This is a genomic window from Paenibacillus ihbetae, from assembly GCF_002741055.1.
Classification (GTDB): domain Bacteria; phylum Bacillota; class Bacilli; order Paenibacillales; family Paenibacillaceae; genus Paenibacillus_AQ; species Paenibacillus_AQ ihbetae.
On sequence record NZ_CP016809.1, the window covers coordinates 4,565,530 to 4,577,846 of the forward strand.

12 protein-coding genes are annotated in these 12,317 nt (G+C 54.3%); 9 read left to right on the forward strand and 3 right to left on the reverse strand.

Going from position 1 to position 12,317, the window contains the following annotated elements; all coding sequences use genetic code 11:
• Positions 1-12: 12 nt before the first annotated feature.
• Entirely contained in the window at positions 13-1,878 is a 1,866-nt protein-coding gene (locus BBD41_RS20500) for a cell division protein ZapA (protein ID WP_077567864.1), read from the forward strand.
• A 127-nt stretch (positions 1,879-2,005) separates the two neighbouring features.
• On the opposite strand, the gene BBD41_RS20505 is transcribed toward BBD41_RS20500, so the two are convergent.
• Together BBD41_RS20505 and BBD41_RS20510 are read right to left on the reverse strand one after the other, a co-directional pair.
• Entirely contained in the window at positions 2,006-2,392 is a 387-nt protein-coding gene (locus BBD41_RS20505; RefSeq protein WP_077567863.1) for a cupredoxin domain-containing protein, read from the reverse strand.
• 220 nt (positions 2,393-2,612) lie between these two features.
• Complete coding sequence (locus tag BBD41_RS20510; RefSeq protein WP_099478578.1) at positions 2,613-2,978, reverse strand: phage holin family protein; 366 nt, start codon at positions 2,976-2,978, stop codon at positions 2,613-2,615.
• Between the two features lie 157 nt (positions 2,979-3,135).
• Between BBD41_RS20510 and BBD41_RS20515 the strand changes: the two genes are divergently transcribed.
• The 4 genes from BBD41_RS20515 to BBD41_RS20530 all read left to right on the forward strand — a co-directional run bounded on the left by BBD41_RS20515 (position 3,136) and on the right by BBD41_RS20530 (position 8,170).
• Entirely contained in the window at positions 3,136-5,505 is a 2,370-nt protein-coding gene (locus BBD41_RS20515; protein ID WP_099478579.1) for an endonuclease MutS2, read from the forward strand.
• A gap of 131 nt (positions 5,506-5,636) precedes the next feature.
• Entirely contained in the window at positions 5,637-6,056 is a 420-nt protein-coding gene (locus BBD41_RS20520; protein ID WP_007127260.1) for a DUF350 domain-containing protein, read from the forward strand.
• A gap of 165 nt (positions 6,057-6,221) precedes the next feature.
• Positions 6,222-6,803, forward strand: a complete 582-nt coding sequence (locus tag BBD41_RS20525) for a hypothetical protein (RefSeq protein ID WP_099480715.1) — start codon at positions 6,222-6,224, stop codon at positions 6,801-6,803.
• A gap of 146 nt (positions 6,804-6,949) precedes the next feature.
• Positions 6,950-8,170: an MFS transporter gene (locus BBD41_RS20530; protein WP_077567860.1), complete on the forward strand. Its 1,221-nt coding sequence runs from the start codon at positions 6,950-6,952 to the stop codon at positions 8,168-8,170.
• Positions 8,171-8,261: 91 nt separating this feature from the next.
• Here the strand turns inward: BBD41_RS20530 and BBD41_RS20535 are convergent, their stop codons facing one another.
• On the reverse strand, positions 8,262-9,491 hold the full coding sequence (locus BBD41_RS20535; RefSeq protein ID WP_099478580.1) for an NAD(P)/FAD-dependent oxidoreductase: 1,230 nt from the start codon (positions 9,489-9,491) through the stop codon (positions 8,262-8,264).
• Between the two features lie 147 nt (positions 9,492-9,638).
• Here BBD41_RS20535 and BBD41_RS20540 point away from each other — a divergent pair, with 147 nt between their 5' ends.
• The 4 genes from BBD41_RS20540 to BBD41_RS20555 all read left to right on the forward strand — a co-directional run bounded on the left by BBD41_RS20540 (position 9,639) and on the right by BBD41_RS20555 (position 12,202).
• Positions 9,639-9,875: a hypothetical protein gene (locus BBD41_RS20540; RefSeq protein ID WP_099478581.1), complete on the forward strand. Its 237-nt coding sequence runs from the start codon at positions 9,639-9,641 to the stop codon at positions 9,873-9,875.
• A gap of 44 nt (positions 9,876-9,919) precedes the next feature.
• Positions 9,920-10,300, forward strand: coding sequence for a spore coat protein (locus tag BBD41_RS20545; RefSeq protein WP_077567857.1), 381 nt, complete (start codon positions 9,920-9,922; stop codon positions 10,298-10,300).
• Between the two features lie 181 nt (positions 10,301-10,481).
• Entirely contained in the window at positions 10,482-10,982 is a 501-nt protein-coding gene (locus BBD41_RS20550) for an Lrp/AsnC family transcriptional regulator (RefSeq protein WP_007127266.1), read from the forward strand.
• 14 nt (positions 10,983-10,996) lie between these two features.
• Positions 10,997-12,202: an aminotransferase class I/II-fold pyridoxal phosphate-dependent enzyme gene (locus BBD41_RS20555; RefSeq protein ID WP_099478582.1), complete on the forward strand. Its 1,206-nt coding sequence runs from the start codon at positions 10,997-10,999 to the stop codon at positions 12,200-12,202.
• Positions 12,203-12,317: the final 115 nt, after the last annotated feature.

Genomic DNA, 12,317 nt, shown 5'->3' on the forward strand with positions numbered 1-12,317 from the left:
GAGGGCACAACCGTGACAACACCGGATCGTAAAAGCGTCACCGTAGACATCTACGGGACTTCCTATAAACTTGTCGGCAGCAGCAGCGACTATACGAAACAGGTCGCGAGCTATGTGGACGAACGGATGCGCACGATATCCAAGGCGCACAACCGGCTGGATACCCCGCGCATTGCCGTCCTTGCTGCCGTACATATGGCTGAAGAAGCGCTGCAAATGCAGCATTATCAGAATGAGGCCAAGCAGCTTAATACGGAGCGTAACGAGCTGCGCTCCGAGCTGGCGCGTGTTCAGGGGCTGCAGATTGAGCAGCAGGAAAGGCATCGTCAGCAGAGCGAGCTGATGGAGCGGAAGCTGGCCGAGCAGACCGCGCTGGCCGAGGAATACCGGAGCGCGAAAGAGACCCTGGCGGCGGAATCCGAGCGGACCAAGGAGCTGCTGCAGAAGGAGTCTGCGCGTGTGTCTGAGCTGCAGCGGGATAAGGAGCAGCTGGAAGAGCAGCTGAAGAAGCAGCGAGAAGAGCTGGAGCGGCGGCACCAGCAGGCGCTGGAGGAAATGAAGCGGCGTCATGAAAGCCAGCAGCAGCAATTGAACGGAAGCCATAAGCAGGCGCTGGAGAAGCTCGAGCAGCAGTATCAGGCATCCGCCAAAGAGGAAGCCGAGAAGCATGCCCAGCATGCCAAGAAGCAGGAGGAATCCTTCAAGCAGCAGGCGCTTCAGAAAGACCGGCAGCATGCGGCCGCCGTACAGGAGCTGGAGAAGCAGCTGTCGGATCAGCGAAGCCGGGGAAGTCAGCTGCAGTCGCGCCTGGCAGCCGCCGAGAAGGAGCTGGGCGCACTCAAGGGCGAGTCCCAGAAGCTGAAGGAGGATTTGCTTCAGGCCAGACAGCAGGGCAAGAACGCCGAGCAGGAGCTGCAGAAGCTTCGGAGCCAATTGCAGCAGCTGACCGAGGAGCGGGACAGCCTGAAAGCCGAATCCGCCAAGTCGGAAGAGGAACGGCGCCGCCTTCAGAAGCTCGTCGTGGATGCGAATCAGGCTTCGAGGAAGCATCAGGAGGAGCTGCAGCGCTTGAGCCAGGAGCTTCAGTCGTGGCGCACGCTGGCCGATCAGCGTAAAGTGGAGACCGGCGAGCTTGAGATGCGGATTGTCGAGCTGATGGAAGGCAACGAAAGCCTGGAGGAAGGCTTGAGAGGCCTCCATGATGAAATCGGCGTACTGAAGGATGAAGCCGAACGCGCGAATGCCGACCGGAAAGCGGCCCGGCAGGAATTGCTCGAGCTGCAGCACCGGTATGACGAGCTTGAGAAGCTGGGCAAGGAAGCGGAGACCCGCGAGGAAGAAACGCATAAGCTCTACGCGATGCTGGAGGAAGAATACGATACCCTTTCCGGCCAGCTGGAAGAGCTTCGCCGTAAAGCTGATGCAAGCGAGGAGCACAGTCAAGAGCTGGCGAAGCGGTTAAGAGAGGCAGAGGAACGAGCGGCTCACTGGCAGGAGCAATGCGAGCAATGGATGGCGGAGCGGGATCAGCTCGCGGAAGAGACGGAGCGGCTTCATGCCGAACGCGACGAATGGAAGAAGTCCCGGGACGCGCTGGAAGAGGAGCTGACTTCTTGGCAGCGTGAAATCGCGTCCGCGAAGGAAGCCTGCGAACGGATGGAGAGCGAGAAGAAGGATGCCGAGGCGCAGTACGCCGAGCTGGGCGAGCAATATGAGGTCATCATGCATCAATACCGGCTGCTGCAGGCCGAACAGGAGCTGAAGGCGGAGCAAACCGCCCAGCTCGAAGAAGAACATAAGAAGCTGAAGGAAGAGTACGCCAAGCTTCAAGTCGAATACAATGAATGGATTGAACTGATCGAGCAGGACCAGCGATAATCCGAGGGTCTGCTTCCATATTCCGATCCGGCACGGAATCATCCCATTCTTACAAGCGGCAAAAACCTCCGGTTGCAAAGAGAGGAAGTTCTCTCTGGAGCAATCCGGAGGTTTTGTTTGCTGGTGTTTATTCTTCAACAATCAGCTTGGAGATCATCGCGCTATGGCCGCTCCCGCACATAATGGAGCAGGATATTTCGAATTCGCCCGCTTCATCCGGCGTGATGACCGTGGAACTGTTTTTGCGGTCAAGCTGCAGGCCCAGAGCCGGGATCATAACCCCGTGATTGCCTTCCTCGTTCTCGTACGTAATTTTGACGGGAACCCCTTTCTTCAGACGGTATTCCTCTTGGTCGAACTTGAAGTTCGTTCCCTTGATCACGAGTTCAGCTTCCGGCGCTACGCCTGTATCGGTAATGCCCGAATCTCCTGCGGATCCATTCTGATTTCCGCCGCATGCAGCCAGTACAAGCAGAAGCATAGAAGATATAAGCAGTGCAATCGCTTTTTTCACTATTATCTCTCCTGACTATGAAATATTGGTGAACTTTACCTATCATCGTTATCATAGCGCAGAAAGAGAGGGCATGCACATCGCTGTTATGAAAAATTGGTGAACACCGCGCCTAGAAATTAGCCGAAACAGGACAACAAACCCCTGTTGATGGCAACAGGGGTTTGCTCCAGAAAAATCCGACCGTCCTGTCGAAGAAGGAGCGGTTAGCACAGGTGCGTTACGAATTCTTGCGGCGATTCTTGCCGGCTTCAAACGGTGTGGAGATCGGGATGAACAAATCGATAATCCCGATAACCAGAGCGGCAATTAGAGCGCCCAATACGGACACGCTGACGCCTCCGACAATAAATTGGGCAAGGTAAATGACAAGTGCGCTCACGAGAAAGCCTACAATCCCGCGTCCAAACGGGGTGACCTTTTTGCCGAAGATCCCCTCAATCGCCCAGCCAAACAGAGCGATAACCAGTGCAAGCAAGAGCGCACTTCCGAATCCGCCGACGGTGAATTGAGGAACAATCCATCCCACGACCATAAGTACAAGCGCGGCAACGATAAATCGAACGACGTGCCCGAGGAATTGCATGGTACTTGCCTCCTTAGAAATAGGACTAAGAATGTTACGCGAAATTATTTTGTTCAATACAGCCTGCGGTTATGTGTGGAAGGATTTTGGTTTCCATGGCGATTTTCCACGGCTTTCGTTATAATATATGCATTGATTGAGAGGAGTTGTGAGCTTCTTGAACGACAAGATTTTGCAAACGTTGGAATATCGAAAAATTTTAAATACATTGTCCCACTTTACCCAGACCTCGATGGGAGCCGAGAGAACGGAGCAGCTTCGGCCCGTAACGGAGCTTGAGGACGTGAAGCATCTGCTCGCGGCGACCGACCAGGCCTACACCGTCGATCGGCTGAAGGGATCGCCTTCCTTCAGCGGCGTTACGGATATTAGTGACGCATTGAAGCGGGCGCGGATCGGAGGGACGCTGAATCCGCATGAGCTGCTGGCTACGGCGAACACCATCTTAGGCTCGCGGCGCATTAAGCGTTTCATCGCAGGCATCCATGAGGATGAGCCGGTCGACATCCTGTTTCATTTGAGCGATCTGATCTCGGAGCAGAAGCCGCTGGAGGATGCGATCCGGTCATGCATCGATGATTCGGCCGAAGTGCTGGATACGGCAAGCGCGGAGCTGGCCCAGATCCGGCGCGAGCTGCGAAACGGCGAGGTGCGGATCCGGGAGAAGCTGGAATCGATGATCCGTTCCCAATCGGTGGCGAAGATGCTACAGGATCAGCTGATTACGATCCGCGGCGACCGTTTTGTCATTCCGGTCAAGGCGGAGTACCGTTCGTACTTTGGCGGCATTGTCCACGATCAATCCGGCTCCGGCGCGACCCTGTTTATCGAGCCGGAATCCATTGTGGCCATGAACAACAAGCTTCGGGAAACCCGGATTCGGGAAGAACGGGAAATTGAAGTCATCCTGCAAAAATTGACAGCGCAAGTCGGCGAGCAGGCCGATGTGCTGGCGATTGACGTCGATCTGGTCGGCCAGCTGGACTTTATTTTTGCCAAAGCCCGCTTGGCGCATGTCATGAAGGCTTCGCTGCCGCGAATGAACGACCGGGGATATATCAAGCTGCGGAAAGGCCGCCATCCGCTAATTCCGATGGAGCAGGTCGTGCCGCTTGATGTCGAGCTGGGCAATTCGTATACTTCGATTATCGTGACCGGTCCTAACACCGGGGGGAAGACCGTTACGCTGAAAACGATCGGGCTTCTCAATCTGATGGCGATGTCCGGTTTGTTCATACCGGCGGAGGAAGGCAGCCAAATGTGCGTATTCGATGCGATCTATGCCGATATCGGGGATGAGCAGAGCATTGAGCAGAGCCTGAGTACTTTCTCCAGCCATATGACCAATATCATTCGCATTTTGACCCAAATGACGCCGAAAAGCCTTGTACTGCTGGACGAGGTAGGTGCAGGCACGGATCCGGCGGAGGGCTCCGCCCTGGCGATCGCGATCCTCGAGCATATCCATTCCATGGGCTGCCGCATGATCGCAACGACCCATTATTCCGAGCTTAAAGCCTACGCTTACGAGCGGAAGGGCATTATTAACGCGAGCATGGAATTCGACATTAACACGCTGAGCCCAACCTACAGGCTCCTCGTCGGCGTGCCGGGACGAAGCAACGCTTTTGCGATCGCGGAGCGGCTCGGACTGCCAAGCTCCATTCTGGAATTTGCCCGGGGTGAAGTGAAGGAAGAGGACCAGCGGGTCGAGCACATGATTGCCTCCCTTGAGGAGAATCGTCATACCGCCGAGATAGAGCGCGAGAAGGCGGAGCATGTCCGGAAGGAAATGGAAGAGCTTCGCGCCCGACATCGCGAGGAGCTCCAGCGATTGGAGGACCAGCGGGATAAGCTGGTGGATAAAGCGCGCGCGGAAGCGAAGCAGATTGTCGATAAAGCTCGTTCCGAGGCGGAACAGATCATATCGGATCTGCGGAAGCTGGCACAGGAGGAAGGGGCTTCGGTGAAGGAGCATAAGCTGATCGCAGCCAGAAAGCGGCTGGAGGAAGCCGAGCCCCAGCAGGGCAAAAGGCCGGGAACACAGCGCCAGAGCAAGCAGCAGCGCAGTATCGAAGCGGGCGACGAGGTCCGCGTGTACAGCCTGAACCAGAAGGGGCATGTCGTAGAGCTCGCAGGTTCGAAGGAAGCGATCGTGCAGCTTGGCATCATGAAGATGAAGGTCGGGCTCGACGATTTGGAACTGCTGTCCAATCCGGCTGCCAACGCCAAACAGGTGCAGAAGCAGCATGCGACGGTGCTCAAGCGAACGCGTGATGCGAATATCCGCAATGAGCTTGATCTTCGCGGCGCAAATTTGGAGGAAGCGTTAATCGAGGTGGATCGCTTTATCGACGAGGCGTTCCTCGGCAATCTGGGCCAGATTTACATCATTCATGGCAAAGGTACGGGGATATTGCGAACAGGCATTCAGGAATATTTGCGCAAGCATAAGCATGTCAAAAGCTACCGCCTCGGCAACTACGGTGAAGGCGGAACGGGCGTCACGATTGCCGAGCTGAAATAAGGAAGAGCAAAAATCAGGAACCGTTTTCTCCTTCATACGTATACAATACACCATAGGGATTAGTCCGGCGGGATTCTTGGCTTCAACAAGCCTTAAGAGTCCCGTCGAGGTTCGGGGAGGAACTATAGGGAATGATGGAAGCGATTGATCATTTGCTGACCCACCCACTGGGTGTGCTTGTCGGGTATTTTTCGGTGGCTATCTTGGCGCTGATCGTGTACCTGTATTGCTTTGAGCTCGTGACCAAGTACAACTGCTGGGATGAAATACGCAAGGGGAATGTGGCCGCAGCCATGGCAACGGGGGGCAAGGTATTCGGTATATGCAATGTTATGCGCTACAGCATTACGGCCAACACCTCCATTTACGGCATGATTAAATGGTCGTTCTTAGGGTTTATACTGCTGTTGGCGGCGTATTTGCTGTTGGAGTTTCTTACACCGGTATTCTCCGTTGATGAAGAAATCGGCAAGGATAACCGCGCCGTCGGCTTGATTGTATTGCTGATCACCGTATCTTTATCTTACATTATCGGCGCCAGTATTACGTAGGGCTGCTAGTACGGGAGGAAAAGTACGATGAAATATTTGCCGCGGGTGCTGTTTGCGGCCGCCCTGATCTTCTTTGTGGCGGGCATCGTTTATTTGATGTCGCAGTAAAATAGATGAACCGACCTATCACGGGCCGTTTTAATTAGGAAAGGAATGAATGAAAAGATGGAGCCAACGGTATGTCCATGGTGTCAAAGTGAAATCGTGTGGGACGAAGAGATCGGTCCTGAGGATACATGTCCCCACTGCTCCAACGAGCTGAAAGGATACCGGACCCTCAGCATATCCATAGACCGGGAGGATGAGGAAACCGATCCGGAGGATCTGGAGGAGGATCTGGAGGAGCATGACGAAGAGTCCTTCGGTATTTCCGAAGATGAGAAGCGTGAGCTTCAGCGCATATGGGGATCCGATACGGAGAACCTCTCTTCGCTGCGAACGGTCGATAAATACGGCGAGGATCATGATTTGTTTGCATTTGAGGAGGCCGTGGAAGCGGTTCTGGACGAGCAGGAGGAGGTGCCGGAGTGCTTCCATTGCCGGGAATACATGCTCCATGCCGGCACGCAGCGCGTGACGGAAGAGGGATTCCAGCCCGCAATCGCCTCCCTGCTGCAAGGACCGGTGTTGAAGCCGCCTTTTGACATGAACGTCTACGTGTGTCCCGGTTGCTTCCAGGTCCAGTACAATTTGGCCGAGGACGACCGGCTGCGTTTGATTCGAAGCTTGATCCAGAAAAAGGAATAGCCTTACGAATAGGCGATATGGCCCCACTTGGGGCTTTTTACAGGGAACCGCTGAGGAGCGGTTCCTTTTTTTTCGTTATGAAGCGGATACGGAAAGGGTAAAATATCCGAGGACTTTCAGTGTATCTGGCAAGGGAGGAACTGCAGATGAAATGGACAAAGGACCCCCAGGCTATCCTACTGCTTTCCGTTCATGGCCTCTTCATTCTATCGAGCGCGCTGTCAGGCACATTCCTGAACGTGTACCTGTGGAAGAGCCGGCAGGATTATACGATGCTTGGCTGGTTTACGATCGCCCAGCAAGTCGCTTTGGGGCTAACCTTCTGGGCTGCCGGGAAATGGGTGAAGGAGCACAACAAGATGAATGCGCTCCGCCTCGGAATTGCCGTTTCCGGGATTTTTTATTTATGCGTGCTGTGGGCAGGAGGGCATGCCGTTGACTACATTTGGCCCCTCGGCCTGCTGTTCGGCGTATCGCTGGGATTATTTTGGCTGGCCTTTAACGTTGTCTATTTCGAAGTGTCAAGCGCGGAGAACCGGGACTGGTTCAATGGCTGGATCGGGCTGCTCGGCTCCATTACCGGCATTATCGGGCCGTGGTTAGCGGGCTGGATCATCACGATCATGCACGGAGAGTCCGGCTACAGGTTTATTTTCACGGTCTCGATGATCATTTACGGCGTTACGGTCGTGCTCAGTTTTTTCCTGCACAAGCGTCCGGTCCAGGGCAGCTACCATTGGCTCGAAGCCTATCACCGTTTAAAGGAGGGCGGAGTGTGGAAATATGCCGTCTGGGGGCTTGCCGTGCAGGGGATGCGGGAAGGGGTATTTTCCTTTCTCATCACGCTGCTCGTATTTGTCGCTACCGACCGCGAGGCCAAGCTCGGCCAATTCGCGCTAATCACCTCAGCCGTCTCGCTCGTGAGCTACTGGATATGCGGAAAATGGTTCAAGCCGAAGTATCGCAAAACGGGCATGCTCATTGGCGCTGCGTGTATGCTGCTTGTCATCGTGCCTCTGCTGCTGGATGTCAATTACACGACCCTGTTAGTGCTTGGTATCGGCACCTCGCTGTTTATTCCGCTGTACATGCTGCCGTCCGTATCGGTGAGCTTCGACCTGATGGGACTGAACCGGGAAAACGTGGAGAAACGGGTGGAGCTTGTCGTGCTTCGGGAGCTCAGCCTGACATTAGGGAGAATCGCAGGACTTCTGGTGTTTATCATGGTGTTGTCCATACGGCAGGATACGTTAACGATCACCTTGCTGCTTTTGTTTTTGGGCGCTTCGCCGATCGGCTCCTGGATCTTTATGCGGAAGCTGTTTGCCGGGGATAAACAAGCGACCTATACCGGTAAAGCAGATTGAGGACATTAAGGGACGAGCATCAAAAATAGGGTATCCGCGGGAGTTCATGCCCGGGATACCCTTTGCTGCATTGGCCGGCATTGTATCGGTTTTAATTCGTCTCCTGTACCTCGACCGGACGGGTCAAGGACAACCAAGCCAGCTCTTCGGGCTCGCGGCCGGCAATGGCTTCGGCCAGCAGCTCCGCCGCAATCATGCTGAACACGGTACCGTTGCCGCCGTATACTTCCATGAAATAGCTGTTCGGATATTTGGGGTGAGGCCCGATGAGCGGCAGGCCATCCTTCGTAGACGCGAAGATCCCGGCCCAGGCGCAAGCCATTTTTACCTCGGCCAGCTCGGGAAACAAGCGGCCGATTTCCTTCAGCAGCCTGCCGCCGCGTTCCGCGATGAATTGATCGGGCTTGCCGGAAGAAGGGGGAGGCTCGTCAAGTCCGCCGGCCATGATCCGGTGATCCTGCGTCGTTCTGAAATAGAGATAGGGCTTGCCGGACTCCCACAGCAACGCCCGCTCGTACCACGAGGATAGATCGGATACCGGCTCGGTCATGATCGCATACGTATTGGTCAGCACGACCTGACGGTCCCGCTTCCAATCCTGCATGGCATAGCCTCCCGCCCATACCGCTTTCTTGGCCGTCACCGCCCCCAGCTGCGTATATGCGGTGACGCTGCTGCCGGCATCTATGCAATGGAGGACTTCGCTGTCCTCATAAACCCGGAGTCCCTGAAGGCTTGCGTCTTTCAGCATGCCGTGACCGAGAAGGTAAGGATTAACCTCGGCGTCTCCGCGGGTGTATAGCGCCGCTTCTTTTGCGAAAGGAAAGGCGGCCCTGATGCGCTCTCGATCCCAATACTCCACATCGAACCCGCAGCGCTTCAGAACATCATACTCATGTCGAAGCTTGCCGGCATCCTCGGGCTTGCTCGCATAATAGAGGCTGTTTCTTTCCGTGAAGGATGAATCGATGGAGAGCTCTCCGGCAATCACGGATAACCGTTTCACCGCATCTTTGCACATCCGGTAAAAGGCCTTGCCCTGCTGTTCGTTAAACTGCTGGATCAGCTCGGAGAGCATCCGGTCGTTGGCGAATTGGAGAAGTCCCGCATTAGCCGAGGTGCTGCCGCTGCACACGCGTTCTTTTTCCAATAACACGGTGTTCGCCCCCTGCTTCGTCAGAACATAGGCCATGGCCGCTCCGCTGATTCCCCCGCCGATCACCAGAACATCGCAATGGACCTTATGTTCTAAACGGGGGTATATCGCAACGGGCTCGTTGTGTAAAAAAGTCCAGGGAGTGGTGCCGCCGGTCAATATCATGTCCTTCGTGTTCCTCCTTCAAAACGTATCGCGATCCATGTTAGTTTTGGATTCCCGCCGGGGATTTATGAGGCCCGCAACATAGTTTTTATTGCCCGAGGCATACTAGGGTTGCGATACTTTATGGCAAAGGAGAATGACAACGACATGATATCCAATCATCAAATGGAGCCGCTGACTTTCAAAGAGCTGGATTATATCGCGGATTGCATATCGAATGAAGCGATGCTGGCCAAGCACTGCGCGGCTACTGCGGCGGCTAGCAAGCATCCTGCGATTCAGCAGGCGCTAATGGGGTTCGCAAGCCGTCACGGGCAGCATATGGATACGCTGGTGAATATGCTTCAGGCACACAGCGGAATCGCTCCTGCACAGCCCCAGTAATCTCAACTTTAGCATCGAGCACATGAACATAAGGAGGACTATCCATGGCATCCATAGGCAATGCTTCATTCTTACCGGAGCAGGATTTGCTCAGCACGATTTTGGGCGAGCTGAAGCGAACGGCTCGCGAATACACGACGGCCACAACGGAGTCATCTTGCCCCGCCGTCCGGCATATGTTCGAGAGCCTGACGGCGGATACGTTGAAGCTGCAGGGAGAGTTATACGCCCTGATGAAGCAGCAAAACATGTATTCCGCGGGATCGTATGCGCTGAAGGTCGATGTGGACAAGCAGCATAAGCAGGCACAGCAGTCCGTTCAAAAAGCGCGGGACATCATCAGCCAAAAAAGCGCCGCGATGGGGCCGTTCGCACACCAGCCGAACGTCGCTTCCCATGGGGCAAATGTTCCGCCGCTATCCTAAATGCGAGCGATGCGCTTGCCGTATAAAAACCGATGGTCCATGCCCCAGCTTTTGCGGGAACAACCGTCGGTTTTTTTGTTTTGCACATCCCATGTGAGTTATTGTAATATAGGTATTAATCTCTGTTTCCGAACCCTGCAGCTGATGAAGGGAATCGGAGCAAGTGCTGGAGGATACGTATATGGAAGAGCTAAGCGAATTGAAACTGAAGGTGCTTGACCTGCTGAAAGAGGACGCGAGAAGATCGCCGGCTTTGCTCTCTACCCTTCTCGGTGTCGATGAGGAAGAGGTAAAGACCTCCATTGCAGAGCTTGAGCGGGATCATGTGATCGTGAAATATGCGACAGTTGTCAATTGGGGCAAGGTTGAGGACGAGAAGGTCACGGCGCTGATCGAAGTACAGATTACGCCGGAACGCGGAAGAGGCTTCGAAGGCATTGCGGAGCGGATTTATCTGTTCCCTCAGGTGAAGTCGGTCTATCTCATGTCCGGCGCGTATGATCTGTTGGTCGAAGTGGAAGGCGCCAATTTGCGCGAAGTGGCCAATTTTGTGTCCGAGAAGCTGTCACCGATCGATTCGGTACTGTCGACCAAGACCAATTTTATTTTGAAAAAATATAAACAAGACGGGATTATCTTTGAAGAACGTGAAGAAGACAATCGTCTCCTGATCTCGCCGTAAAGGAAGCGTGTGCTATGATTGTGAACGAACAGCAGCTTGCAGAACAAAACAGGAAATCGATGAGCTCCTATCTGGCGCCGAGTGTTAGAAATATTCAGCCTTCGGGAATCCGGAAGTTTTTCGATCTGGTCAGCGGCAACAAGGACATCATCACCCTCGGAGTCGGCGAGCCGGATTTTGTAACTCCGTGGCATGTCCGCGAAGCTTGCGTTTATTCCCTTGAGCGCGGTTTTACCGGCTACACGTCCAATGCGGGCATGCCGGAGCTGCGCGAAGCGATTGCGGAATACTTGAATGACAGCTTCCACGTCGCTTACGACCCTGCGGATGAAATGATTGTGACCGTCGGCGGAAGCGAAGCGATCGATCTGGCGCTGAGGGCCTTGATCGTTCCCGGCGACGAAATTCTAATACCTGAACCGTGTTATATTTCTTATTCTCCGATCACCTCGCTGGGCGGCGGGGTGCCGGTTGGCATTGAGACGAAGGCCGAGAATCAGTTCAAGCTGACGGCAGAGTCACTTGAGGCCAAGATTACGCCGAAGTCGAAAATTCTGATTCTGTGTTATCCAAGCAATCCGACAGGGGCTATTATGACCTATGAGGATTGGCTCCCGATCGCGGAAGTGGTCGAGAAGCATGATCTGATCGTCATCTCCGATGAAATCTATGCCGAGCTGACGTATGAAGGCAAGCATGTCAGCTTTGCCCAGGTTCCGGGCATGAAAGACCGCACGATTCTCGTCAGCGGCTTTTCAAAGGCATTTGCGATGACAGGCTGGCGTATGGGATATGTGTGCGCGCATTCCGATCTGATTGCCGCCATGCTGAAGATCCATCAGTACACCGTCATGTGCGCGCCTGCGATGGGGCAGGTAGCCGCGCTGGAAGCCCTCCGCAACGGCATGGGCGAGAAGGATCGGATGGTGGAGTCGTATAATCAGCGGCGCAGGCTCATCGTCAAGGGCTTGTGCGATGTCGGGCTGGATTGCCATGAACCTCAAGGGGCCTTCTACGCCTTCCCAAGCATTAAGCGGACGGGAATGACGTCGGAGGATTTCGCACAGCGACTCCTGACAGAAGCCAAGGTCGCTGCCGTTCCAGGCACGGCTTTCGGATCGGGCGGGGAAGGCTTTATACGCTGCTCCTATGCAACATCCATATCCCAGCTGAACGAAGCGTTGGAGCGAATAGGAAAGTTTATGGAAAAATTGATATAAGCAAGGAATTCGTTGTACGTTTTCCTTGAATTAACAAAAGTTTTGCTTTTCATCGGTTAGAAATATGTTATAATTTTATTTTGGGAGCAGAATTTTACTTTCCAAGGAGGGATCA

What these genes read in the sequence shown, in the direction of transcription:
- BBD41_RS20510 (WP_099478578.1), bottom strand. Translation starts at nt 2,978, where the DNA reads ATGCAATTCCTCGGGCACGTCGTTCGATTTATCGTTGCCGCGCTTGTA.
- BBD41_RS20520 (WP_007127260.1), top strand. Translation starts at nt 5,637, where the DNA reads ATGATGGAAGCGATTGATCATTTGCTGACCCACCCACTGGGTGTGCTT.
- BBD41_RS20525 (WP_099480715.1), top strand. Translation starts at nt 6,222, where the DNA reads ATGGAGCCAACGGTATGTCCATGGTGTCAAAGTGAAATCGTGTGGGAC.
- BBD41_RS20530 (WP_077567860.1), top strand. Translation starts at nt 6,950, where the DNA reads ATGAAATGGACAAAGGACCCCCAGGCTATCCTACTGCTTTCCGTTCAT.
- BBD41_RS20535 (WP_099478580.1), bottom strand. Translation starts at nt 9,491, where the DNA reads ATGATATTGACCGGCGGCACCACTCCCTGGACTTTTTTACACAACGAG.
- BBD41_RS20540 (WP_099478581.1), top strand. Translation starts at nt 9,639, where the DNA reads ATGATATCCAATCATCAAATGGAGCCGCTGACTTTCAAAGAGCTGGAT.
- BBD41_RS20545 (WP_077567857.1), top strand. Translation starts at nt 9,920, where the DNA reads ATGGCATCCATAGGCAATGCTTCATTCTTACCGGAGCAGGATTTGCTC.
- BBD41_RS20550 (WP_007127266.1), top strand. Translation starts at nt 10,482, where the DNA reads ATGGAAGAGCTAAGCGAATTGAAACTGAAGGTGCTTGACCTGCTGAAA.
- BBD41_RS20555 (WP_099478582.1), top strand. Translation starts at nt 10,997, where the DNA reads ATGATTGTGAACGAACAGCAGCTTGCAGAACAAAACAGGAAATCGATG.